General features: G+C 54.8%; 16 protein-coding genes. 11 read left to right on the forward strand and 5 right to left on the reverse strand.

Features of this window, described 5'->3' with window-relative positions; genetic code table 11:
• Nucleotides 1-82: 82 nt before the first annotated feature.
• The 7 genes from ACFPOF_RS18555 (at nucleotide 83) to ACFPOF_RS18585 (ending at nucleotide 11354) form a co-directional block, all read left to right on the forward strand.
• Nucleotides 83-982: an ABC transporter permease gene (locus ACFPOF_RS18555; protein ID WP_378135312.1), complete on the forward strand. Its 900-nt coding sequence runs from the start codon at nucleotides 83-85 to the stop codon at nucleotides 980-982.
• Between the two features lie 20 nt (nucleotides 983-1002).
• Complete coding sequence (locus ACFPOF_RS18560) at nucleotides 1003-1896, forward strand: carbohydrate ABC transporter permease (protein ID WP_378135314.1); 894 nt, start codon at nucleotides 1003-1005, stop codon at nucleotides 1894-1896.
• Between the two features lie 96 nt (nucleotides 1897-1992).
• Nucleotides 1993-5340, forward strand: coding sequence for a hypothetical protein (locus tag ACFPOF_RS18565; RefSeq protein WP_378135316.1), 3348 nt, complete (start codon nucleotides 1993-1995; stop codon nucleotides 5338-5340).
• Between the two features lie 23 nt (nucleotides 5341-5363).
• Nucleotides 5364-8216 carry a hypothetical protein gene (locus tag ACFPOF_RS18570; RefSeq protein WP_378135318.1) on the forward strand — a complete coding sequence of 951 codons (2853 nt, stop codon included), beginning with the start codon at nucleotides 5364-5366 and terminating at the stop codon, nucleotides 8214-8216.
• A gap of 1 nt (nucleotide 8217) precedes the next feature.
• The gene (locus ACFPOF_RS18575; protein WP_378136046.1) at nucleotides 8218-9300 is read left to right on the forward strand and encodes an SGNH/GDSL hydrolase family protein; all 1083 of its coding nucleotides are present in this window, start codon (nucleotides 8218-8220) and stop codon (nucleotides 9298-9300) included.
• A 27-nt stretch (nucleotides 9301-9327) separates the two neighbouring features.
• Nucleotides 9328-10245, forward strand: a complete 918-nt coding sequence (locus ACFPOF_RS18580) for a phytanoyl-CoA dioxygenase family protein (RefSeq protein WP_378135320.1) — start codon at nucleotides 9328-9330, stop codon at nucleotides 10243-10245.
• The gene (locus ACFPOF_RS18585) at nucleotides 10245-11354 is read left to right on the forward strand and encodes a glycosyltransferase WbsX family protein (protein ID WP_378135322.1); all 1110 of its coding nucleotides are present in this window, start codon (nucleotides 10245-10247) and stop codon (nucleotides 11352-11354) included. Before ACFPOF_RS18580 ends, ACFPOF_RS18585 begins: the two co-directional genes overlap by 1 nt.
• A gap of 78 nt (nucleotides 11355-11432) precedes the next feature.
• Here ACFPOF_RS18585 and ACFPOF_RS18590 read toward each other — a convergent pair whose 3' ends face one another.
• Nucleotides 11433-12965 (reverse strand): sulfatase family protein, encoded by a 1533-nt coding sequence (locus ACFPOF_RS18590; RefSeq protein ID WP_378135324.1) that lies wholly within the window; start codon nucleotides 12963-12965, stop codon nucleotides 11433-11435.
• Between the two features lie 82 nt (nucleotides 12966-13047).
• Entirely contained in the window at nucleotides 13048-13953 is a 906-nt protein-coding gene (locus ACFPOF_RS18595; RefSeq protein WP_378135326.1) for an AraC family transcriptional regulator, read from the reverse strand.
• 81 nt (nucleotides 13954-14034) lie between these two features.
• Between ACFPOF_RS18595 and ACFPOF_RS18600 the strand changes: the two genes are divergently transcribed.
• Nucleotides 14035-14907 carry a helix-turn-helix domain-containing protein gene (locus ACFPOF_RS18600; RefSeq protein WP_378135328.1) on the forward strand — a complete coding sequence of 291 codons (873 nt, stop codon included), beginning with the start codon at nucleotides 14035-14037 and terminating at the stop codon, nucleotides 14905-14907.
• A 15-nt stretch (nucleotides 14908-14922) separates the two neighbouring features.
• Here ACFPOF_RS18600 and ACFPOF_RS18605 read toward each other — a convergent pair whose 3' ends face one another.
• The 3 genes from ACFPOF_RS18605 to ACFPOF_RS18615 all read right to left on the reverse strand — a co-directional run bounded on the left by ACFPOF_RS18605 (nucleotide 14923) and on the right by ACFPOF_RS18615 (nucleotide 21600).
• The gene (locus ACFPOF_RS18605; protein ID WP_378135329.1) at nucleotides 14923-18126 is read right to left on the reverse strand and encodes a glycosyl hydrolase; all 3204 of its coding nucleotides are present in this window, start codon (nucleotides 18124-18126) and stop codon (nucleotides 14923-14925) included.
• Between the two features lie 133 nt (nucleotides 18127-18259).
• Nucleotides 18260-19768, reverse strand: coding sequence for a response regulator (locus tag ACFPOF_RS18610; protein WP_378135331.1), 1509 nt, complete (start codon nucleotides 19766-19768; stop codon nucleotides 18260-18262).
• Complete coding sequence (locus ACFPOF_RS18615; RefSeq protein WP_378135333.1) at nucleotides 19765-21600, reverse strand: cache domain-containing sensor histidine kinase; 1836 nt, start codon at nucleotides 21598-21600, stop codon at nucleotides 19765-19767. The genes ACFPOF_RS18610 and ACFPOF_RS18615 overlap by 4 nt, the downstream gene beginning before the upstream one ends.
• Before the next feature lie 209 nt (nucleotides 21601-21809).
• Between ACFPOF_RS18615 and ACFPOF_RS18620 the strand changes: the two genes are divergently transcribed.
• From ACFPOF_RS18620 to ACFPOF_RS18630, 3 genes are read left to right on the forward strand one after another with little or no spacing between them, the layout of a single operon-like run.
• A complete protein-coding gene (locus ACFPOF_RS18620; protein WP_378135335.1) occupies nucleotides 21810-22709 on the forward strand; it encodes an ABC transporter permease in 900 nt (299 codons plus the stop codon).
• Between the two features lie 15 nt (nucleotides 22710-22724).
• On the forward strand, nucleotides 22725-23606 hold the full coding sequence (locus tag ACFPOF_RS18625) for a carbohydrate ABC transporter permease (RefSeq protein WP_378135337.1): 882 nt from the start codon (nucleotides 22725-22727) through the stop codon (nucleotides 23604-23606).
• Nucleotides 23607-23637: 31 nt separating this feature from the next.
• Nucleotides 23638-25224: an extracellular solute-binding protein gene (locus ACFPOF_RS18630; RefSeq protein ID WP_378135339.1), complete on the forward strand. Its 1587-nt coding sequence runs from the start codon at nucleotides 23638-23640 to the stop codon at nucleotides 25222-25224.
• Nucleotides 25225-25321 lie beyond the last annotated feature (97 nt).

The raw sequence follows: 25321 nt of genomic DNA on the forward strand, positions 1-25321 counted from the left end.
GTATATTAAACAAGATGAAGGAGAAGCCGGGGTGACCTTACTTCTCCTTCGAAGTCTTGCCGGATAGGGGAGGCATCGTTCCATGGTTTCACCGAAGATTCGTCACATGCTGCCGCTGTATGTCATGATTTTGCCTCCGCTCATCGTGCTCATTCTGTTCAGTTATTTGCCGATGGCAGGGAACATCATGGCGTTCCAGCGATTCATTCCGAACAAGGGCTATTGGCATTCGCCGTTTGTCGGGTTGGATAATTTTACTTACATTATGGCGCTTCCGGATACGCGGCAGGTGCTGTTCAACACCATCATCATCGCGGTCCTGAAAATCATGTTTAATCTCCTCGTTCCGATCGTACTCGCCATCCTGATCAATGAGATTCGGTTGACCATTGTGAAACGCGGCGTTCAGACGCTGATCTACTTGCCTTATTTCCTCTCCTGGGTACTGCTGGGCGGGATTCTGATCGACTTGCTCTCTCCCTCGAACGGGCTGGTCAATGAAGTGATCCGCTTTTTCGGAGGCAAGCCGATTTTCTTCCTCGGCAAGCCGGAATGGTTCCGCTTTACGCTCATTGCCTCGGATCTGTGGAAGGAGAGCGGCTTCAACACCATAGTCTTTCTTGCGGCAATTACCGGAGCGAACCCGGCACTATATGAAGCGGCCATCATCGATGGCGCGAACCGGTGGCGTCAAACGCTTAGCGTGACCTTGCCTGCCATGGTGCCGATTATAGTCCTCGTTGCCACGCTTAGCCTGGGCAATGTATTGAATGCGGGTTTCGAACAAGTATTTAATCTTTACAGTCCCCAGGTATACAGTACGGGCGACATCCTGGATACGATGATTTACCGAATCGGACTGGTTGATCTGCAGTACGGCGTCGCGACTGCGGTCGGATTGTTCAAATCCGTAGTGTCCACGCTGTTGATCGGCATATCCTATTATGCCGCTTATAAGCTGGTCAACTATCGGATTTTCTGACGGGAGGAGCGCACAGGGTAATGGTTGCGAGAAAATCGCTAGGAAGACAGATTTTTGAGATTTTCAACTATACATTGTTAATCGGATTCGCGATTGCCTGCATATTGCCTCTCATCCATGTGTTGGCGATCTCGTTTAGCAACAAGACGAATGTGGCTGCCGGAGCGGTCGGGCTATGGCCTCTCGACTTTACGATCCATTCATACTCTTTTGTTTTTCAGCGGGAACAGTTTTTCAAGGCTTTATTGATTTCCGTGGAGAGATTGGTTCTGGGCACAGGGCTCAATATGCTGTTCATCGTGCTGACCGCCTATCCGCTCTCCAAGCAATCGCATGAATTCCGGGGCCGAACGGCGTTCGCCTGGATTTTCGTGGTCACCTTGTTGTTTAACGGCGGCTTGATCCCGATGTACATGAACGTCAAGATGTTCGGCATCATGGACTCGATTTGGGCGCTTGTGCTGCCGGCTGCGATCCCGGTCTTCAATTGCATCCTGCTGCTTAACTTCTTCCGGGGCTTGCCCAAAGCACTGGAGGAGGCAGCCTTTGTCGATGGAGCTTCCCATTGGCATACCTTGTGGAGCATCTATCTGCCCTTGTCGAAGCCGGCGCTTGCCACCATTCTCCTGTTCAACATGGTCATGCATTGGAACTCTTGGTTTGACGGAATGATCTTGATGAACTCTCCCGATCATTATCCGCTCCAGAGTTACTTGCAGACCGTTGTCGTCAGAGTCAGTTCGACGACCTTCGCCAATATGAGCGCGGATCAATTGGCTATACTCTCGGAAATTTCGGACCAAACGGTGAAGGCAGCACAGATTTTCATGGCCGCATTGCCGATCATGCTGGTGTATCCGTTCTTGCAGCGATACTTTATGACCGGAATTGTGCTCGGAAGCGTGAAAGAATAAGGATCGGGCAATCCTGACCGTCAAGTTTCCATGGCGCAAGCAAGCGAGAATCCTCGATCTTCAGGCAAGAGATTAATACTGATGGAGGAATGCACGATGAGAAGAATGATGCAATGGAGTGTACTCGCGGTCCTTATCTTTTTGATTTCCAAGCAAGGTTATGTCAGCGCCAGCACCTCCGGCGACGCCTATATCAACTACGATGCCGGCACCAAAACATGGACGCTGGGAACGGATAAGGTAGAGAAGAAGGTTCAGTTGAACGGCAGCGGCCAACTTCTGATGACCAGCTTCAAAAACAAACTGACCAATCTGGAATACGTGCAGGGAACCCAGAATTCGGACGAATTCCAGATCACGGTCGGATCGACTGCCTACAACGGCTCTTCGACGGGCTGGACCTACGATTCCTATTCTACGACTACCTTATCGCAAGGAGAACTGCAGTTGTCCGTGACCATTCATAACGCGGTTATCGAGGTCACGCGTTACTACATCGTATTCCCCTACACCGGCGCGATCAAGGAATGGTCGGTATTCAAGAACATCTCGGGAAGCGTGCAGAACTTCTCCTCGCCCTACATGTTCAAGCACCGGTTAATGCAGAATGACCTGGCCAACGTCGACTTGCAGTATATGACCGGCGGCGGCAACTTTACCGGCTCGGGCATTCTCAAGTCGGCGGCGATGACGTCGACCTACGCCCGTACATTCAATTCATACGACACTCCGGAAGTGATTACGGTGGATGGCCAGAATAGGAACAATTCGGGCTCCATCACGCAAGGGACGAGCGTTTACGACGCTTTCTTCGCCTTGCGCAACAAGTCACTGAACGAAGGGGTCTGGCTCTCCTTCGATTATAACGGCCACTGGTATGCTCAGATCGGCAACTACGGAACGAAGATCAATCTGGGCGGCTATATCAGCATGACCAACTATTCGGTGAATGCCAATGCTTCCATTACGGCGCCGAAAAGCATTATGGGCGTTTTCACCGGCGATGTGGACGATATGGGCAACACGATTCTGGACTACACGTACCGATACTTGTGGGATTATACCCGGGGCGGAGGCGGGGGGGCCTGGCAATGGCGTGTGAGTCCGCAAATGCCTTTCGCTTATGAAGCGGTAAAATACGCGCGATACGTAGGCGGCGGCACGGTTCATATCGATGCGGATTGGTACAATCGCAAGGGAGATTGGCAGCCGAGCTGGGCGAGCGACGATTTTCAGGCGCTGAACGCGTACCTGGCCAAGAGCGGCATGAAGATGAAGGTATGGTCTCCCTTCTGGAGCGCGGATTACGGTTCGGATGTCGTGAAGAACCATCCCGACTATTTGGTGGGCGGCGCAACGCTCGGCTTCTACGGGATGAGTCTGAATTTGGCCAACGAGGATGCATACAACTGGATGCTGAACAAGGCCAACTCGCTGCAAACCGCGTGGGGGGCCTATCAATGGCGATATGACGGCTATGCGGCCAATCAATCGAACGGCAGCGACAACGACATGCTGCAGCAGTCGAACAACTTTTTCCGGCTGCTGAAGGCATTCAAGGATGCGAATCCCAATGCGTTGATCGACGGGTGCTCGTCCGGCGGCGAAATTTTGCTGATGGAAGCGGTACGGTTCTCCGATACGCAGCAATTGACCGACGGCAACGCCATGCACTATGCAGGCTATTATCAATCGTTGAAGCTGCCTTTGGACAAGCTGGGACATACGTTCTATTCGGAGACCGGTCTGGCCTCCGCCCGGTTCAATTTTTTGGATGAAATTACGCCGACCGCCAAGGAAAATTCACGCAAGTTCATCGACTTCTACAAGTACTTGGGCGAGCAAGGCTTGGCTGGCCGTTGGGTCAAGGTTTACCGTCCTACCGTTACGGCGGGCTACGATCAGACCTATGTCATCCAGAAGACGAACAAAGACCAGGACAAGGCTATGCTGATGTTCAGCTCTTTTACGCCTTTCTTCGGTCAAAATTTGACGGTTTATCCGAAAGGTCTCCTGGATGGAACGACTTACACCGTTCGCTGCCCGAAAGGCAGCTGCGCCTCGCAAACCAATACCGGCGCCTATTTCAAAACCAATGGCATCAGCCTGAGCAATCTGCAGGCAGGAGAAGCGGTTCTGTTCAATGTGACGAATTATCCGGGATCGGGCACGGATTCCACGAATCCAACGGCGCCGGGTTCGGCAACGAAGAAAAGCGCGATTAATATGGGCAAATTCGGCATCGAACTGAACTGGACGGCGGCGACGGACAATAACTGGCTGTCCTACTATGAGATCGAGCGCAATGGCGTCGTCATCGATAAAGTGGCCAAGGGCACCTTCTACTTCTATGAAGGAGGCAGCACCGCCGATACGTTCAAAATCAGAACCGTAGACGGCGACGGCAATACGTCCGCTTACGCGACGGCTTCTCTGCTGACGGGCGGCCCGTCGGATCCCGGCACAACGCCGATTCCGAATGTGTACCAAGCTTCGACGGGCTTCAGCTCCGTGCAAGGTCAGGGCAACTGGGCTTATCTTCAGCAATATACGCCGATCGCCGGCATCTCTTACTGGACGAACATGGAATGGGATGCGGCCAACAGCCTTTGGAAAGGGGACGATCCGTACGCCAGAATTGCCGCCAGCTGGATGCATCCCGAGGACAAATATAATGCCGTGCGCAAATGGGTAGCGCCGAAGGCCGGCAAAATTATGATTAAAGGTTCGATCACGCTTTCCCAGCCTAACCAGGGAGGCGACGGCGTCGTCGTGCGGATCAAGAAAGGGGGAGAGTATCCGTTCCTGGACAGCGACGTATGGGGGCCGGTTACGATCCCGGGCACGAGTACGACGGCAACGAACCACCATATTTTGCTCGACGTCAGACAAGGGGAAGCGCTCTATTTTATCGTGAATAAAAACGTCAATTACTACTTTGACGGCGTGAACTGGGACCCGTTCATCGCATACGGGGACGATTATCAGGCCTCGGCGAATTTCTCGTCCACCCAGGGCAGCGCCAACTGGTACTATCAGGAATGGAACGGCACCGCCTACAGCAATTTGGCCACTTATGACGCGGTGAACCAGCAGTGGGTCGGAAGTCAGCCCTACGTGCTCGTCATGAAAAACGCCCAGCATCCCGACACGAACGATTCGGTGCGCAAATGGGTCGCCCCGGCGAACGGCTATGTCAATGTCAAAGGGAACGTCCGGATGTACGCTTCCGGAGGCGACGGCGTGAAGGTTACGATCAAGCAAAACAACACGACGGTCTGGGGAACGCAAACGATCGCGGGAACCGATACGACGACAGGCATCGATCATGATTTCACGGTGGCGGTCGCAGCAGGGGATGCTCTCTATTTCATCGTGAACAAGAACGGCAACAACTACTTCGATTCCACCTTGTGGGATCCGAGACTGTTCTTCTATCAATAAAGCCATAAAGGGGTTGTATAGCCATGTCCGGTTCTTCCGGCGACGCCTACATTGTCTACGATGCCGAATCCAGTCTGTGGACACTGGGGACTGAGACGGTAGAGAGAAAGATTCGACTGACCGACAACGGACAACTTCTGACGACCAGCTATCGGAATAAACGGACAAACCGGGAATATGTGCAGGGGGATGCGCTTCCGGACGAGTTCCGGATTGAAGCGAATGCCGTTGCCTATACCGGCGCTTCGACAGGGTGGACGTACCGATCGCACGCCGTCTCCACTCTGTCCCAGGGCGAATTGCAGCTGGCGCTGACGATCGGCAATGCCGTGCTGGATGTTACGCGGTACTATGTGGTGTTCCCGTTCACGGGCGCAATGAAGGAATGGTCGGTTTTCCGGAACCGTTCGGGCCGGGAACAGCGCTACTCGGCCCCGTCGATGTTCAGGTTTCGCCTGATGCACGCCGATATCGCCGATTTCGACATGCAGTATATGACGGGAGGCGGGCATTTTACCGGTTCGGGGATTCTGAAGACCGTGCCGCTGACCCCCGCTTATGTCCGCACGTTCGATTCGTACGATAAGCCGGAAGTGATCGAAGTCGACGGCGCCTGCCGGAATGAAACCGGATCGTACGAGCAGGGAACGTCCGTTTACGATGCGTTTTTCACGCTGCGCAACCGGAAGTTGGAGGAGGGCATCTGGCTCTCCTTCGACTACAACGGCCATTGGCTCTCCACGATCGAGGCGGACGTTGCCGGCGTTCAATTGAACGGGTCGATCAGCATGACGGAAAAGCCTATTGCGCCTGAAGCGAGCCTAACGTCGCCCGTAAGCATCATCGGCGTCTTCAGCGGCGATCTGGACGATATGGGCAATACCATTTTGGACTATACGTATCGTTACTTGTGGGACTATACCCGCTTTAACGGCTGCATGGGAGGAACGTGGCAGTGGCGGGTCAGTCCGCAAATGCCGTTTGCCTTCGAGTCGGTGAACTATAATCGTTACATCGGAGGAAAGACCGTTCATATCGATGCGGATTGGTATGGCCACAGGGGAGATTGGAAGGCTGCCTGGGAAGGCGACGACTTTGAGGAATTGAACCGGTATGTGAAGAAGAGCGGCATGATGATGAAGGTATGGTCTCCTTTCTGGCATGCGGACTACGGCTCGGATGTCATCGAGCGTCATTCCGATTATTTGGTTGGCGATGCAACGGTGGGATTTTACGGCCTCAGCCTGAATTTGGCGAACGAAGAAGCCTATCAATGGATGCTGGGCAAGGCGAACGAACTCCAGCGGGAGTGGGGGCCTTATCAGTGGCGATACGACGGGTTCGCCGCGAATCGATCTGGCGGCAGCGACAATGATATGCTGCAGCAGTCCCATAACTTCTTCCGATTGCTGAGGGCGTTCAAGGAGGCCAACCCTGAAGCCTGGATAGAGGGCTGCTCTTCCGGTGGAGAAATTCTCTCCATGGAGGCCGTTCGTTACTCCGATACGCAGCAATTGACGGACGGCAATGCCAAGCACTATGCCGGCTATTATCAATCGCTTAAGCTACCTCTGGACAAACTCATTCATGCGTTCCAAACGGAGCCGGGAATGGATCGCGCCACTCGCTTCAATGCTTTGCAGCCGGAAGAGTTAGAGCTTAAGGAGCGCATTCGCCGATACCATGATCTTCATCGTTACTTGACAGAGCAAGGTCTCTATGGAAGATGGGTCAAGGTGTACCGGCCTGCCGTCTCGGAACCGCACGACGCAACCTATGTGCTTCAGAAGACGAATCGGGACCATAGCCGTGCGATGATCATGTTCAATAGTTACGCGCCGTTCTACGATCAGCAAGTAAAGGTGTATCCCAAAGGTCTGTTGGACGATATGCAGTATACGGTAAGCTGCCCGAGGAGCGGGTATCGTTCCCCTGCGGAGACAGGCGCACATTGGAAGCTCAACGGCGTTGCGCTCCCGAATTTGCAAGCGGGAGAGCTCGTTTTATTCAATGTCCCCCATTACCCGGGATCGGGGTACGATTCGGAAGCGCCAAGCGCGCCCGGCTCGCCGACGATGCAGGAAGCCGTCTATATGGGGCGATTCGGCATCGAATTGAATTGGTCGGAAGCGACGGATAACCATTGGCTGTCCTACTATGAGATCGAAAGAAACGGCGTCGCGACGGATAAGGTGTCGAGAGGGACGTTCTACTTCTGCGAAGGAGCCGGCATCGTCGACGTCTTCCAAGTCCGCGCCGTGGACGGCGACGGCAATGCCTCGGCTTACGTGCGGGCGGCGCCGCTGCCGGGCGATCCGGTGAAGCCGGCGGCGGCGCCGGACATGCCGAGCCGTTACGAGGCTTCTGTCGATTTCAGCGCCGGACAAGGCCGAAACAACTGGGCGTATTTGCAGCAGTACGCGCCTATGACGGCTTATCCGGACTGGTCGAATATGGCGTGGGATGCGAACAGCCGCTGCTGGCAAGGCGTGGGGTCGCAAGCGAAGATCGGCGCGGATTGGATGCAGCCCGGCGAGAACTATCATGCGGTGAGAAAATGGGTCGCGCCTTGCGACGGCGTCGTGAGCGTAGCGGGAACCGTCTTGCTTCAGCACGGCGGCAAAGAGGGAGGCGCCATTGTTCGCATCAAACGGAGCGGCGAATATCCGTACCTGGATGAGAACATCTGGGGGCCGGTTGCCTTGCGGGCGGACGACTCCGCGTCGGCCGAACACGCGATGGAGCTTGACATGAAGCATGGAGATTGTCTTTATTTTATCGCCGGCAAGAGCGATCACGAACATACGGACAAGGTGATCTGGAACCCTCAAGTGACGATTGTAAATAAACGCAAAGGAGAGAATCACGGTGAATAAGATGACCGTACGAACGCCGCTTATCCGGACCCTGCATGCCTTAAGGGAAGGGGAAGTCCGCGTCGGCTTCCTGGGCGGGTCCATCACGGATGCCCGCCCCGGACACAATTGGTCCGATAAGATCATGAACTGGCTGGCATGGCAGTATCCGAACGCACGATTCATTGCCGAGAATGCCGCAATTGGAGCTACGGGGAGCGATTCCGGACTGTTCCGGATGGACAACGATATTATCCGTCGCAATTGCGACCTCGTCTTCGTGGAGTATGCCGTCAATGATTATTACGTCCCGGTGGAACAGCGGAAGAAAAGCCGTGAAGGGTTGATTCGGAGGCTGTTGTCGCGCAGCACCTGCGATGTCGTGTTGACCTATACCTTCCTTCAGGCTATGTATCCGGAGATGAAGGCCGGCAAAGTACCGGATTCCATCGCTGAATTCGAGGAACTGGCCGATCGTTATGCCATCAGCTCCGTCTGGATGGGGCTGCATGCATTCGAAGAAGTGCAAAGAGGCGCCTTGCTGTGGGAAGAGTGGCTGCCCGACGGCCTGCATCCTACTCATCGCGGCAGTCTTAGCTATGCCCAAAGCGTCATGAGGTTCCTGGAACAAGAATTGAACAGGTCCGATGTTTCAAATTTCACGGCATTGCCGAGGCAGCTCCCGGCACCTATTGAAGCGGATCATTGGGAAGATATCGATTTCGTTCCGCTCGATGAAGTGACCACCTCTGGGCATTGGGTCGTACATCGCAGCAGCACGATCGTATGGATCGATGAAATGCTGGTCACTTCCGCCGTCGGAGCGAAACTCCGTTTTTCGTTTGAAGGAAGAGGTTTGGTGCTCGGTTTCGATTTCGGCACGTATGCCTCCGAATTTACTTATACGGTGGACAATGGTGAGCCTGTGCGCGTCAAGCGGAACCGTGAATCCTGGTGCGTCGATGAAGGATGGTACCGATTTACGCTGCTGTCCGATCAGTGGGCCCGCGGTACCCATCGGATCGAAATCGAGGTGGTCCATGGCGAGGATGTCAATTGCCGCGGTACCCGGTTTAAATTGGCCTGCATCGGCGTCATTAAATAATGAATTCCATGGAGAGGGGACAAACCTATGAATAATCGCGAAGAACGCCTGGCATTCGTCGATTCAACGCCGTTGCTCGAACATCCGGAACAGCTGAGAGAACGGGCCGAACGGGATGGTTACCTGTTTATGAAAGGAATTGTGGATAAGGCAAAGCTGCTGCAGCTACGCCGGCAGATATTTGAATTGCTCGCTTCCCTCGGTCTTCTCGACGCCGAAAAGCCTCTGTTGGATGGAAAGGCTGACGTCGACGCGGTGAATCGACTGGAGCTGGATCGCGCCGATGTCGGCACGACAGCCGACATCTATTTAGCCGTACAGCGGCTGCCGTTGTTTCAGGAAATGCTGCACGACAAAGGATTGCTGCATGTCATGCGCCAACTGTTCGGAACCGAACCGTTCCCGCATCCGAAGACGATCGGCCGAATTATGCTCCCGCACGCTTCATTAAGCGCGACGCCGCCGCATCAGGATTTCATACACATCCAGGGAACGTCCGCTACCTGGACGACCTGGTTTCCGATCGGAGATTGTCCGAGGGAGCTCGGAGGCCTCTCGATGCTTGCAGGCAGCCACAAGCACGGCATATTTCAGGTGGCAGCGCACAGCGGCGCGGGAAACCTCGAAGCGATTCTGTGCGATCTTGATCTGGCTTGGGCGGAAGGAGACTATGAAGCGGGCGACGTGGTCTTGTTCAATAGCCTGACTGTGCATAAGGCGCTTCCCAATCAAACGCCGGGCGCCATACGGCTCTCCTGCGACTTCAGGTATCAGCCGGCCGATGAAGTCATCGATCCCCGCGCCCTGAAGCCGCATGTGGCGACTTGGGATGAAATCTATGAGGGCTGGGGCGACGAACCGCATCAATATTACTGGCGGGACACCAGCTTGTCCTACTCGGAATGGGATGAATCGATCCGCTGGCAGAAGGAGAAAATCTGCTAATGCAAAAATATGATGTTGCGGCCTATGTTTGGCCGGCATATACGGGGGACGAGCCCCGTACAAGGATGTTTTGGCCGGAGGGCATCGGCGAATGGCAATCGGTCAAAAATGCCGTGAAGAAGCGTGCGGATCACAACTGGCCGCGCAAGCCGCTATGGGGTTATGTGAACGAAGCGGATCCTTACGTGATGGAGATGCAGATCAATGCCGCCGCCGACCATGGCGTAAATGTGTTCATCTATGATTGGTACTGGTACGACAAGCGTCCTTTTCTGGAACAGTGTCTCAACAACGGATATTTGAAGGCCAAGAACAATGACCGGGTCAAGTTTTATCTGATGTGGGCCAACCACAATGTCAATAACGTGTGGGATATTCGAATTTCTCATCTGGACGACAATATCATCTGGGATGCGGCCGTCGATCGTCAACAATTCGAAAGGATCGCGGACCGCTTGATCGAGATGTATTTTAAGCATCCGTCCTACTATACGATCGATCGTAAACCGGTATTTATGATCTATGATCTGGCTAATCTGATGAAAGGCTTGGGGGGGGCGGACGAGACTCGAAAGGCGCTGGACTGGTTCAGAAATCGTACGGTTCAATCAGGTCTTCCCGGCCTCCATCTGCAGCTGACGCTTTGGAATGAGACGAACTTCGATCTTAGCGGCGTAGACGGGGACAAGACGGCAACGACAACCGAGATGGTGAGCCGTTTAGGATTCGACAGCCTATCGCACTATCAGTTTATTCATTTTGTCGATATCGACAGGGATTACACGGAAATCATGGAGGATGTCGTGAAGGAATGGAGGCGGATCGATGCGAATTACAACGTCCCGTATTACCCGCATATCTCGATAGGGTGGGACAACAATCCGCGATTCCAGGAGTTCCGTCCCGGGATTGTCAAAAACAATACGCCGGAAAACGTGCGGAAAGCTCTGATTAAAGCCAAGGCGTATGCCGATGCGCATCCTGGCCAACATCCGTTGATTACGATCAACAGCTGGAACGAATGGACGGAAACAAGTTATCTTCAACCGGACGACTTGTACGATTACGGTTATCTGGAAATGGTGAAAGACGTATTCGTCCAAAAGTAAGTCTGCAGGATAGATGGCAAAGGGTTGATTCGTCCAAGCTGTTTCATCAGCTTGGACGAATCAACCCTTTTTCAAGACTCAGGCTCCGGTAATTCGCGGCAGATCGAGCCGTCCGGTCCGGGCTAACTCCATCAGCAGCTGTTCGGTCAGTTCCGCGCGAATGTGCTGATATTGCGGATCGTCCCACAGATTGCGAGTTTCGTGCGGATCGCGCTCCAAATCGATTAAAATCCCTTCATGCACGAGCGCAAAAATCGCGAGTTTATATTGTCCAGTAACGATAGCTCGCATCCGGCACATGGAAGCCGGCAGCCAATCCTCATCATATTCGATATAGGCAGGCAAGTCGGGCAGCGGTCGGCCGTCTCTCAAGAATGGATATAGAGAGCGTCCCGGCAGTCCGAGAGGTTGGGAATGGCGAAAGCCGCGCGTGTCCATTTCACGCTGATCGATCCCGGCATATTCCAACACCGTCGGGACAAAATCGAGCAGGCTGACGACATGCCCGTGCGTGCGACCAAGCGCTTGGCTGCCTTGCGGATCCCGCCAAATATAGGGTACGCGAACCCCTTCTTCCCAAGGCCATTCCCCCTTGGTCAACAAATGATGCGAGCCAAGATACTCTCCATGGTCCGCCATAAATATGATCAATGTGTGTGGCAGTAGACCCGATTGTTCCAAAAAGTTAACCATACGGCCGATCTCCGTATCCACGTGTGTAATCGCGCCGTAGGTTTGAGCGATAATCTCGCGCAATGCCGACTCCGTGAAATGGCCAGCCTGCTGATACTGGGGCATATTTCGGTACGCAACCAAGTGTTCCAGCATATCGTTCTTCTGCTCCCAATTGTCGGGGAGCGAAAGGCTCGCGGGATCATACATCTCGCTGTAAGGATTGGACGCGACAAACGGGAAATGCGGGTCGGGAAACGAGCACCACTCGAAAAAAGGTTGTCCGCTGGATTGACAGTCCTTCATGAAAGCGATGCTGTGGTCGGCGATCCAGCGGTTATAGTGCAGTTCCTCCGGAACATCGATGCGGTAGCACATCGGAGCTTCCGGATGGGAATAATAAGCGCCTGCCTCCGAGTACTTCTTCATAAACCCGGGCTGCTTCCGCTCCATTTCCTGCGCGTATTCTCCCCATACGTCGATGTGACCGCCGATAAAATCCGCGGATTGATAGCCATAGTAGTTTTCCGGGAGCTTCGCGATTTCTCCGTTTTTCCATTTCCGGTTGTCCTCCATGGACCATGGCCGCTCCGGGTCAATCGGGTTGGCAGGAGACATATACGATTGATGATGCAGCTTTCCGGCAGCGTGTGTCCGGTATCCATGCCGGGCAAGCACCTGCGGCAAAGTGGGAATATGCTCCGGCAGATTCGTGCCGTTCGTAAAGCAGCCGTGCTGCTTGGGCGTGAGTCCGGTGAGCAGTGTTGCCCTGGAAGGCATGCAGACCGGATTGTTGCAGTAGGCTCTGTTGAAGTTCGCGCCCTCTGCCGCCAAGCGGTCGATGTTAGGCGTTTTGACGTCGGGATTGCCGTTTGCGCCAAGCGAGAAAGACTGCATCTGGTCGACGATCAGGACGAGAATATTCAGCGGCTCACTCATGAGAACACCTCCATCCCCCATGATACATGGAAGAAAGAGGCGGAAGGGAGGCAGATGTGGTGAAGTGAGGTGGACGAAACGATCAATTGATCGTAATGGCTTGACGGTATTGCTGCGGAGAGAGTCCTTCCCGATTTCGAAACAGCCGACTGAAATATTTGGCGTCCTCATAACCGCAGAGGAAGGAGATCTCCTCGATGGACAGAGAGGACTGCAGCAGCAATTCGCCGGCTTTCCGCATCCGCAGCATCGTAAAGTATTGATGAGGGGAGTAGCCGGTGTGCACTCGGAACAGCCTGCGGAGGTGGGACGCCGAGAAGTGCGATTCTGAACAAATCCGATCAAAATCGGATTTATCGAATGCGGATTCCTCTACGAGCCGGTGAACGCTTTCGAAGACACGCATGACCTCCTCCCGAACCTTCCGACTGTCGCTACCCTGCGGACGATTCAGTTCCATAGCACGAATGTCGCCCTGATAGAGCGCGGTTGCTAACGATTCAACAAACCGGAGGAAAGCGGCAGTGTGGGCAAGCTTGCGGTATGCGCCATTGCTCTGAAACGCCGCAACGACCTCCTTCAATTGTTGCTGGATGGAGGCAGGCAAGGAAGGGATGACGAGAATCTTCGGCACCCAGAAGGAGCCTTTGTCGACCGTAACCGTGTCCGTATGATGGCACCACAGCTCGGTTGAAAGCTGCGGGCGGGGTTCCCAATCGAAATGCACCGCATATTGCGCAAAGTCCGGACCTCGTTCATCCACAAAGGAATGGACGATTCCAGGGGGAATCAGCAGCAAGGCGTTTTTCTCGTAGGGCAGTTTTCCATTTTCCGATTCGACAGCTCCAGCGCCCTCCTCGATCAGAATCCATTCATGATCGTAGATATACCGTTTGACATGATGCCGCGGATGCTTCGTGAAATGGGCAAAGCGAATATGCGGATAGCAGGAGCGATAACGCAGCAATCTGGAGAAGCCAGGTGTCATGGAAATGCTCCTTTTTTTGTTTTTATGGAGGAGTAGCCGGATTGATCTTATAATAGTAAGAAAAAAGGGGGGGGGGCCGTCTTGTCCGTCCATTTGGGAGCTTTAAGCGGCCTGATGCCGCGCGTCAATTACGCCGAGCGATCGTTCAAAACCGGATTTGCCTGGGGCCCCCGGACGATTCCGGACTGTCAGCTGCTTTACGTTGCCGGCGGCGCGATCGAAGTCGCGCTCGGTCCCGAGTCGTTCGTGCTGGAGCCTGGGCACTGCGCCTATTACGGATCGGACAGCCCGCATCGGCTGACCATTGCCAAGGATACGTCCTATTTCAGCATTCATTTCGATTGGCACGTCGAACATCTGTCGCCCGTGCATCCGATCGAAGGATTGATCGAATGCTCCCCTCAAGATCTGTCGCGGCAGCCGGTTCCTTACGACATCGGTCTGGATGACGGACGGACGGTTCGCCTCCCCCACCGGTTCCAAGCGCTGTCGCTCGAACCGCTGTTCGCATCCATCGCGCTCGAGTATCAAGAGCAGGATACCGGGTATGAATTCGTTCTTCGCTCCCAGCTGATGGCCCTGATTGCCGGCATCGTCAGGCTGAGCATCCGGGTATTTCCGCCCGACTCCGAATACGGGAAAATCGCCCCCGCGTTGGAGACGATTCGGTTGAATCCCGGCATTCAGTGGTCGACCCCGCAGCTTGCGAAGATGTGCGGATACCATCCGACTTATTTCGCCGATTTATTCGGCAAGCTGATGGGTCAAAATCCGAAGGCCTTTCTGCTGAACGAAAGAACGAAGCAAGCGAAAAGAATGCTGCTGACAGGCGAGAAGCTCGCCACGATCGCAGAGCGGCTCGGCTACGGCACCGTCCATTATTTCTCGCGCAGCTTCAAAAAGATGACCGGCCTCTCCCCTTCCCAGTTCCGTATGTTCCCGGAGGAGGGTTAACGAAATCGCGCCCCGTTATTCCAGGCCGACAACCTCCACTTCAAAATCCCGGAACAAGCCGTAATCGATCCGGTCGTAGGATTCCGCGGGTGGCGGCCCGTAAACTGGGGCGTTCTTCCAGTTGCCCGGCCAAGCGACGTTCCTCGGATTCGAGGGGTCGAAATGCGGACCGAGCAAATTTTTGAAGCTGCCGCATACCCGCACGGAAATGTCGTTGACTTCGCCGGGACGGATGAAAGCCGTGACGTCGAGCCGGCTGCGGCGTTCCATACCGATCAATCCGGCCTGGTTCCCGTTGACCGCGACCGAAGCGATCGTGCCGCGCCAATCGGAGAGAACGACTTCAGCTGATCGGACCTGCGGGTCGATCCTGACTTGTTTGCGGTAAGTCATCGCCGATCCGTAGAACGGGTAGCCCTGCCCGTCCCAGGAGCCTGTCGAGAGCGGTCGGCCAGGGCCGATCGCCCACCGCCCTTGTTCCGCTTCGACCGTGAATTCCCCGGTCACGTACACGGGTTCGATTTCCATGAAAATAGAGAACCGCTTGGCTTCCAGTCGAACGATGTTTTCCCCGGCTTGAACGACGGCCCCGATGTCGGCCTGACCCATGCGATGATCCAGCCAGCACGTTCCCGGTTCCATCGGCACGAGCTGCCCGTTCACTGAAATGAGGTACAGCTCAGGCCTCTCCACGATCAAGCCGATGGGGGACAGAACGGCGTCTTGACGAATATGGAAGCGGTAGTCGACCGCCGGCCCGCTGCGGTCTCCGAATGCGCGATCCCGGTCGAGAAGCCGTCTCTTGAATTGAACCGCATTGTCCCAAGGATTCGTATCGAAGCCGTGATGCTCGAAAACGAGGCGTCCGGCATGCATGGTGCTCACGTTTCGGTACGTTTTCAAGCCGATTGTCGCATCGCAGTACATAATCGGCAGCATATTGCCGCGGTCGGGCGTTACCGTTGTCGCGGAAACGGCTGGCGCCGTATGGGAAGCCGGTGCTCTCAGGCTGGGGAAGCCTGCGGATTCGTCCTCCGCCGCTGTGGCATTTCCCGTTGCGGGCACGCGGATGAGCAGCGATCCGGAACCGTTGATCCGCACCGGTATTTCCATGCGTCCGTCTTCGGACCGCCGCATCGGCAAAGGATGGCATTCGCCCGTCATCGGGTCCCATTGCTCGGCCGCCTCGCCGTTTACGATCAGAACGTCCGCAAACGGTTCCGGCTTGCTGTTGACTAGGAAATAAACGGCGCTGCCGTCCTCCCACTCCCGCCGTAAGCAGGCGCTGCCTGCGATCTCCGTCCGTCCCGATGCCCATGCGATCCGCGGGGCGAACGAGCGCCTGATTGCCGCATCGAGCTGGTCGAAGCCGGAACAGTCGATCCAATTCGGATGCCCCGAAAGCGATAGCGCGTCGAATCGCTCGCCTTCCACCCGCTCGGGCGTTCCGCCCAAGCTCAACACTTTGCCCCCCTGATCCATATATTGCCGCAGCAGTTCAACCGTTCTTCGCTTCAACTGTACGACGCCCGGCGGAATGAGGACTAGTCCGTAAGATCGGGCTCCTACGGTTAACGTGCCGTTTGCAGCCTCCCCATGCCGCTCCAGTAGGAATTCGTCTCCCCAGTCGTAGTCCCACCAGCCGTCGCAAAGCCGCTGAGCCATCTGGGCCGTATCGGAAATTCCCCGCCGGTACGATTCGTTGTGTTCATAGTCATGCGGAGTGAACAGGAACGAGGACGTCGTCGGATTGAGCAGCAGCATCCGGTTGACCGTTTTTCCTTGGGACAGCGCATACGACAGACGGCCGAAATAATCGTTCACCGCGCCGAATGCTTCCCACCAGGGCTGACGCCAATCGAACGATTGCGGATGATCACGCTTGCGCGCTCCGACGATGGTGGAGAAGCTCAAGTGCGGATTCAGGAAGTTGATGCCATGGACGAATAGCCAGTCGCCGATCCGTTTGTAATCCTCAAAGGAAGAATCCCAGCCGCCGGCCCCGTACGCCTCGCAGAGCACCCGTGGACGGTCGAACTGGTTGGCCGCGCTATGCGCCTCGCGGATGCCCAGCATGAGCAAGGACTCGTTCGCGGGAAAATGCTGCTCATCTGCATGCTCGGGGTGGAGCAGCTTCGTCATGAGCATGTCGATGGCTGGCCAGTGCATGTATTCGTACATCGACATGACGGCCGGGGATGCGCGATGGAACGGGTGCGGCCAATTGTGCTCCAGGTAATGGCCGGTATAGGCGATGCCGTGCCGCTCGCACCATGCGGAAATCGGCTTTACGGCATTTTCGGTCCATAGATGATGCATCGTGCTGTAATAGTCGTACCTCACCTTTTGCGCGTCGTGCGGAAACCCCTTGACGACCGCATCGCGGAACAGACACGGCAAATAATCTTTGAGATCGTAGCCGTTGCGGTGCTCGAATTCCGCAGCGAACCAGAAGCTGAACGGGAGGAAGCGGTCCCCGTCCTGGAACAAGTTCCCCGGGGAAATTTCCGGTTCGTCCGTGAACAGCGCGGGAATCGATTGGCCGAATCGGTCGCCGAAACGCTGCCGATAGGCTTCGTGCGTCGTTTGCAGGAACCGCTCCGTCACTTCCGGCCGCAACAGATCGACGTAAGCGAAACCTCCGAGCCAGCTGTTCGTTTCCGGCGTCCCCAACTCGAAGAGCCAGAAGCGGTTCCCATGCAGCCCCCATTCGGATGCAGGCAGATGCGTCACGTCATGAAGCGCTTCCCACTTCGTACCACCGGTGGACGGCCGAACGGCAAAAGCGCGGATCGGATGGCCCGGACGGTTCAGCATCGGAGACGATACGGTCCCGAGCGCTTGGGCGGCAGCAAGGTCCAACTCCTTGAACAGAACGCAGTTGGCCAGACAGTCCGGGAGCTCCGAAGGAACGTGACCACCTGCGAATCCTGAAGGGTACGAGTTCTCGTCGTAAATGTACAGTTTCAGGCCGAGCCGCTCCGCTTCCGCAAGCGCTTCTCCCCATAGGGAGAACCAGTCGTCAGACAGGTACTCGGTCACGAGACCCGGTCGCGGATGGACGAAAGCCCCCCCGAACCCGTGTCCGGCGAACTCCCGAAGCTGCTCGCGGATTCGCGCAGGCTCCATGTCATCGTTCCAAACCCACAAGGGCGCGGGCCGATATTCGGCGGATGGCTGCTGGAACATTTTCTGAACGTCAGGCTGCTTTAACGTCATGCAAATAGACCCCCGGTCGGATGGATGTCGATAACACCTCCACCATAACAAATTCGCCGGGCGTCGTATTTGGCTTTTCCCCGTCTTCTTGATGCCATTTCGACAGATAAAGTATTAGGCGAGAAGAAGACCGCTAAATATCCGTTTCCGTCGCTTGCATGCCCACAATCCGGTTGCGGTAATCGCTCGGATGATAGCCGGTCGCTTCTTTGAATATTCTACTGAAGTGCTTCCAATCGCTGTAACCGACTTGCGATGCAATGTCGTACACCTTCGCTTTCGGATCCGCAAGCCGCTTCTTGGCTTCGGATACGCGAACGTTCGTCAAATATTCGAGAAACGTCGTATTTGTCCTTGCCCGGAACAAGCGGCTGAGATGGCTCGGGCTGACATAGACGGCCGCAGCCACTTCGCTTACGTTCAGCGCTTCCGAGAATCGGGAGTGAATGATGGACTTGGCGAGCGCCACGATACCATACTCGGAATGATCGGGAACGACGGCTTCCAACCAACTGTTGATTTCATGCAGGAACAATTGAACGAATTGGTCTTTCGTCCTTGACCATAAAATCTTTTCGGTGAGTTTCGGAATCCGGTTGAAGAGCGGGATGCTCGCCGACGGATAAAATTTGACCAGTTGGGCGTATAGAAACTGAAGCAGCTCCTCGACCGCGGGAAGCGGGGAAGCCGCTTCGCCACCGAAAATGCGCAGCAATCCTTCTTTGAGCTCCGAGAGAATCGTTTCCGCGTCGCCGACTTCGATTGCGGATTCAAGCGATGTTCGCGCCTGAATGGAAAGCGGCAGAGCCGCCTTCGAAGCGAAACGGTAGATGCCGCTGTGCTGATGAATGCGATACGCAAGCGCGCTGCATGCTTCTTTCTCCAAGGCGCGAAACGGCGCCGTCCCGCTGATAGCAGACAGGCCGAAGCTGATCTTAAGCTTGATGCTGGTGGACCAGAACTCGCGAATGGCTGCCGCCAGCGAATTCAGCTTGTCGTCAGCCGCTTCGTGGGTCTCGGCGCCGACGCCGATTAGCATATTAAAGCCGTCTAACGCGGAACTGGCCGTGATAAAATAAATATCCTCGATCGCATCCGCAGCCTCGTAAATGACCTTCCTGTACATCCAGAGGATCATTTCGTCGTTTCCGAGCTGAGACCGTCTTTCCCCGCCGCCTTCATCCAGATCGCACGCCATGATCATTTTCGCCGGATACGCAAGCGCGTCGAACTGATCCTCGCGGATAAATCTGCCGTGCTTGCGGTCGGTTGATATCCGTTGGTTGATCCTTTGAAACATGCTCGCGAGATCTTCCTTCTTCACGGGCTTGAACAAGTAATCTTCCGCTTTCAGACGGATCGCTTGCTGCATGTAGGAGGAATCGTTATAGCCGGTTAGCAGCACGACGGGTATTTCGGGATGACGGTACCGGATCGTTCCCGTTAACGATAAGCCGTCGATCCCAGGCATATGAATGTCGGTTATCACCAGATCCACGGGGCGAACAGACAGGATGTCCAACGCTTCGGAACCGTTCAAAGCGCTGAATATTTCACCGTCCGCCGCTTCCGGCAATTCGGCGATCAGCGCGGCCAAGCCCTTGAGAATCGTATCCTCGTCATCGACGATCAGCACGTTCATCGCGTAAGCCCCTCTCCGTAGTCGAATTTAAGCGGGATTTTCAACGTAACGATCGTCCCATTGTGAGGTTCGCTTCGGATATACATTTCTCCCTCTTCCTTGTAGATCAACCGAAGTCTGCGATACACGTTCAGCAAGCCGACGCTGCCCGATTGGCCCGACTCGGCTTCCAGATCGCTCCATATCTCGTTGAGCTTCTTCGGGGGGATGCCGCTCCCTTCGTCGATGACGGAGATCATCAGTTGACCATCGTTGGCTTTGATTCGAATGGTCACGGCGATCATTCCGAACGGGCTGCTGCCATGAATGATGGCGTTCTCGACGAGAGGCTGGAACAATAGACCCGGCAAATAGGCGGAAAGCGCCGCATCGTCGATATCGTATTCGATGTGCAATTGATCTCCGAAGCGAAGCTTCTGCATGTGCAAATAGTTTTTCATGAACGCCATTTCCACGGCCAGGGAAACCATCTCATGATCCCGGACGGCGTGATAGCGGAACAAATCGGCCAAAGCGATCAGCCCTTGCTCCGCGGATTCCGCTCGGCCGCTCTTGACGAGATAGCGGAGCGTTTCCAGCGAGTTATTCAGAAAATGGGGGTTGATCTGGCTTTGCAGCGACCGGATTTCCGCTTCCTGCTTCAAAATTTTCGATTGATACACTTCGTTGATCAGCACGTGAATCCTGCCCGCCATTTTGCTGATCGCTCCCCACACCCGTCCGACTTCGTCGGTCCGCATCGGGGGGATCGGCATCTGGAAGTCGTTTTTCTCCAGTCCCCGAAGGCTGACGACAAGCAGTCTGAGCCTCCGGGTCATGCTATACGCCAGCAAAATGGCGGCAATGACGGCCACGGTTGTTCCCGCCGCTATGCCTGAGATTGTCCACCATTTGACCTTGCTGACTCCTTTGGTGAGGTACTCGGCCGGGATGACGGCGATCACCTTCCAGCCCGTCTGATCGGATTTGGTATAGCTGACGAGATGCCGGACGCCGCCGATCGAGACGAATCGGGAACTCCCGGATCGCGACCAATCGCCTCCGTTCAGGCCGAAATCCCCTTTCCAAGCCTCGCCCGCCACGACGCTTCGGTCGCCCTTGGCGTACATGAGCCGATCGTGGTGATCGAGCACGAAGAGGCGGGTGTCCGGCCCGAAGTTCACGTCGAGCAGCATGGTGTTGATCAGCTGCAAGGAACCGTCAACCTCTAGAAAGCCGACAACGTTCTGGCTGTCTTGGCCGCGGATGGGCTGGACGATCTTGAACACGGCCGGGGAGCCCGGCGAATCCTTCAGCGCTTCGGTGCCATAAATGACGGGGACCGGATTTGTCTCGTCGACTTCCGGATACCAAGACTCTTTCCTGGAATTCCGTTGATCCAGCCACACCCCGCCGTCTCCGATCTGATAATAGAACGCGCCGGATTCGCGCGTATAGAGCGTCACTCCTCTTACATATTCCCTCTGCTCGATGTTCAACTGCCGAATGGCGTCGTTGAGCAGGATGGCAGTCCTCAGCGGCAGCGGTCCGGGCTCTCCGTCCGAGTCGGCTTGCTTGAGCGCCCGACGGATCGCGGCGATGTTTTGTTTTGCCAAAGCCGTTCGGGTGACGTACAGAAGCTCCCCTTGATAGGTATCCAAATGCCGGCTCGTCTGACTAAGAAGCTGAGGAATATACGCTTTTATTTGGTTCTCCATGGAAAGGCTATAGTAGTAATAAGAAACAATGCCTACAGTGGATATTGTTCCTGAAATCAAGAGAGAGTAGACGACGATCAGCTTGGTGGCGATCGGCCAATTGTCGATGGTCCATCGTTTGCCAGGACGTTTCAATAGATCCCCTCCCTGAACCGGAACCAACACAACGGTGCGGTTTCCTTTCTCTGTTGTCTTCAGTTAATCACGATCGACGGGAATACGCAATTTGCGGAACGCGACAAGATCGAATCGTCACCCCATGCGCAAGGATTGACCTATTTCCAATCGGTGTTCCTTTCCCTAACATTAAGCGTAGACAGTCGATTGCGGAAGGGGAGGGACGCGTGCTTTGGAAAACGATATGGAGACATAAAATTCTCTATCTTCTGTTTATACCGGTCATCATTTACTTTATTACGTTTCGTTATTACCCGATGTTCGTCCAGGTGCTGCTGGCGTTTAAGCAGTACAACCTATCGGGCGGAATCTGGGGGAGCAGTTGGGTCGGCTGGGACAATTTCAGTGCGCTGCTTCATCACAAGGATTTCAAGAGGGTCTTTTTCAATACGGTGGAAATCAGCCTTCTACGCATCGGTTTCGGATTTTTCCCGCCGATCCTGCTGGCCATTCTGCTGTTCGACCTGGCTTCCTCCCGCTTTCGTAAAGTGAGCCAAACCGTGCTTTACATTCCGCACTTCTTTTCCTGGGTTATCGTGTATGCGATCTCCTATGCGATGTTATCGAACACGGGGTTCGTGAATCAAGTTTGGCAAGGGCTGACGGGTCATACGATTTCCTTCCTGACATCCGAGTCCTGGTTTCGGCCGATTCTGATCGGAACCGGAATCTGGAAGGAGATCGGCTGGGGAACGATCATTTACTTGGCGGGATTAAGCGCCCTGGACCCTTCGCTGTATGAAGCGGCGAAGATCGACGGGGCAGGACCGATCAAACGGATATTCCATATTACGTTGCCGGGCATCTCCTCCATCATCGTTTTTCTGTTTACGATCCAGATCGGATCGATCTTGTACGCGGGCGGAGAACAGGTTCTGCTCTTCTACAATCCTGTTACGTATTCCGTAGGCGATATTATCGATACGTGGATTTACCGTCAAGGGGTTGCGCAGCTGCAGTACAGCATGGCAACGGCCATGTCCCTGTTCCAATCTTTCTTCGGCCTGCTGCTCGTCCTGGCGGCGAACAAAGCGGCCAGAAAATACGCCGGCACGGGCATTTGGTAGAAAGGAGGCGTGGCTATGAAACCGTTCCGGGGCGAACGCCTCTATCAGATTTTCTCTTTCTCCATCATCGGGCTTCTGGCGCTGGCTTCGGCGTATCCGATCGTATACGTGGTCTCCATGTCGCTCGTCAGCGAGCAGGAGTGGATTCAGCGCAACGGATTCATCTTCATTCCCTTCCATCCGTCTCTGATTGCGTACGAGCGGTTGTTCGCCGGAAGCGTGTTTACGGACGCTCTGACGGTCAGCGTGATGAGGGCCGTGATCGGTACCGCGCTTACGCTGACGATGACGATGATCGGCGCCTATGTAGTATCCCGCAAGCGGCTGCCGGGGCGGAAGGTGTTTCTGTTCCTTATCTTGATCACCGTCCTGTTTAACAGCGGGCTTATTCCGACCTACCTTGTCGTTAAAGATTTGCATCTGCTCGACACGTTCTGGTCCCTCGTTATCCCGGGGTTGATCGACAGCTGGAGCTTGCTCGTGTTGAAGCAATTTTTCGAAGGGATCCCAAAAGAGATCGAAGAGTCGGCCGAAGTCGACGGGGTGAACGACTGGACCTTGATGACCCGTGTCATCTTGCCGATGAGCAAGCCGGCACTGGCGGCCATCGGGCTGTTCATCGCCGTGGCCCATTGGAACAGCTGGTTCGACGCTTTTATCTATATCAACAGTCCGGATTGGATGCCGCTGCAATTGATCATGCGGAACATGTTCGCAAATGCGAACATCGGCTCCGATTTCAATCCGACTTCCGTGCTTAACCCCGCGCAGCGCGTCTCGACGGAATCGCTCAAGATGGCGGTCGCGGTAATCGGTACGGTACCGATCTTGCTGGTTTATCCGTTCCTGCAGAAACATTTCACCAAAGGAATGTATCTGGGCGCGGTGAAAGGATAAATGCAGAAATGAATAATGGGGGAGTAGCAAAATGACGAAAAAACTTACAAGCGCATTATTGACAGTGGCTTTGTTCAGCACGACGGTTTTGACCGCATGCAACAGCGACAAGTCCAATACGGGGAGTCCAAGTCCGTCGTCCGCGAGCCCAACAGCAAGTCAGGGAACTGCGGAGACATCGACTCCTCCCGAGAAGAAGGTCACGATTTCCTTTGTCGAGAACGGTTGGGTCAATACGCCGACCGACGATAACGATCCGTGGAGAAAGTGGATGAACGAAACGTACAATGTCGATTTCAAAATGTCCGCTTATCCCGAGTCCGATCTGGAAAGCAAGCTCATGGTGCAATTCGCTTCGAACGATCCGCCGGATATGATCTATGCCTGGGATCTCAATACGATCAAAAAGCTGTACAAGCAAGGCGTGCTGCTCGAGGATTGGACGCCGTATTTGGATAAGCTCCCGACCATGTCCGGTACTTTCACCAGCCAATCCAAAGCGTATGTGAACGAGGGCGGCAAAATGATCGGATTGCCGACGCTGCCGAATCCCAACACGTTTTCGTTCAAAATCAGGCAGGATTGGCTCGATAACTTGAAACTGCAGAAGCCGACAACACCGGAGGAGTTGCTTAACGTTTTGCGTAAATTCACGCACGACGACCCGGATGGAAATAAGAAAAACGACACCTGGGGAATCAGCTCGGCTGGCGCGGGCACCAATCTGGGCGAACTGAAAAACCTGGAGATGATGTTCGGCAAAAGTCGTATTTTCGCAGGCAACACTCAAGCGGAAAGCGGCATTGTTAACGGCACTCATAAAAAGTTGCTCGACTTCATCAAAACGATCGTGGATGAGAAGCTCATCGATCCGGACTGGTATACGCAAGGCTGGGAGCAGCGCAAGCCGAAGCTGTTCGCGGGCAAGGTGGGCGTAACGTTCTATCCGGGCGTACTCGTCAATGAGATCGAAGGTGGTACCGGATCGACCGGGTCGACCATTAACTGGTTCGAGAATTTGCCTATGCCGAAAGCAGGACCGGATGGCGGCAATCTCCCGCCAGGATCGATAAACAGCGGTATCATCACCATTTCTAAGGCGGCCGCGCAGGATCCGGAGAAATTGGAACGCATCCTGAAGATCATCGAAAACTCGACTTACCCGAACGACGGCTACTGGGCACTGAGGTGGGGAGTCGGCGTCAACGGTCAGAAGGTTATGGATGTCGAAGGCGGCGGCAAGTTCGTCAGCCTCAAGGGAGAATTATATCGTCAGGACAACAAAGGCGCATACGATTGGGGAACTTGGGTCGCCACGGGCAAGGACGGCGTAGTGGAAAGCACGAACGAACAGCCGGCAGAGTCGGACAAAAAGCAGATGAGACTGGATAGCGAGACGATGCAAATGCCGGCCAATCCGAACGATATGGCGATGCTGTCTCTAGATCCTCAGATCGTGTCCGACTTGGATACGCTGCAGAACGAGTTCGACATCAAGTACATTCTAGGCGGAAGCAAGGATTACGACGGGTTCGTGAAGAAGTGGCTGTCCTCCGGGGGACAAACTTTGCTTGACGAGGCGACTAAGCAGTTCAAAGCAGCCGGACTGATTAAATAACCGGATAAGCTTGATGATGCCCAAGGCTCTGGAGCTGGCAGACTCCAATTCCGGCCTTGGGCATTGCCCTTCGCGGGGAAATGATTGAATGGGAAGG

It is taken from the genome of Cohnella soli, assembly GCF_042655525.1.
GTDB classification, from domain to species: Bacteria; Bacillota; Bacilli; order Paenibacillales; family Paenibacillaceae; genus Cohnella; species Cohnella soli.

Excerpts from the sequence above, each read along its gene's own strand:
- ACFPOF_RS18555 (WP_378135312.1), top strand. The coding sequence starts at position 83 with ATGGTTTCACCGAAGATTCGTCACATGCTGCCGCTGTATGTCATGATT.
- ACFPOF_RS18560 (WP_378135314.1), top strand. The coding sequence starts at position 1,003 with ATGGTTGCGAGAAAATCGCTAGGAAGACAGATTTTTGAGATTTTCAAC.
- ACFPOF_RS18565 (WP_378135316.1), top strand. The coding sequence starts at position 1,993 with ATGAGAAGAATGATGCAATGGAGTGTACTCGCGGTCCTTATCTTTTTG.
- ACFPOF_RS18570 (WP_378135318.1), top strand. The coding sequence starts at position 5,364 with ATGTCCGGTTCTTCCGGCGACGCCTACATTGTCTACGATGCCGAATCC.
- ACFPOF_RS18575 (WP_378136046.1), top strand. The coding sequence starts at position 8,218 with ATGACCGTACGAACGCCGCTTATCCGGACCCTGCATGCCTTAAGGGAA.
- ACFPOF_RS18580 (WP_378135320.1), top strand. The coding sequence starts at position 9,328 with ATGAATAATCGCGAAGAACGCCTGGCATTCGTCGATTCAACGCCGTTG.
- ACFPOF_RS18585 (WP_378135322.1), top strand. The coding sequence starts at position 10,245 with ATGCAAAAATATGATGTTGCGGCCTATGTTTGGCCGGCATATACGGGG.
- ACFPOF_RS18590 (WP_378135324.1), bottom strand. The coding sequence starts at position 12,965 with ATGAGTGAGCCGCTGAATATTCTCGTCCTGATCGTCGACCAGATGCAG.
- ACFPOF_RS18595 (WP_378135326.1), bottom strand. The coding sequence starts at position 13,953 with ATGACACCTGGCTTCTCCAGATTGCTGCGTTATCGCTCCTGCTATCCG.
- ACFPOF_RS18605 (WP_378135329.1), bottom strand. The coding sequence starts at position 18,126 with ATGACGTTAAAGCAGCCTGACGTTCAGAAAATGTTCCAGCAGCCATCC.
- ACFPOF_RS18610 (WP_378135331.1), bottom strand. The coding sequence starts at position 19,768 with ATGAACGTGCTGATCGTCGATGACGAGGATACGATTCTCAAGGGCTTG.
- ACFPOF_RS18625 (WP_378135337.1), top strand. The coding sequence starts at position 22,725 with ATGAAACCGTTCCGGGGCGAACGCCTCTATCAGATTTTCTCTTTCTCC.
- ACFPOF_RS18630 (WP_378135339.1), top strand. The coding sequence starts at position 23,638 with ATGACGAAAAAACTTACAAGCGCATTATTGACAGTGGCTTTGTTCAGC.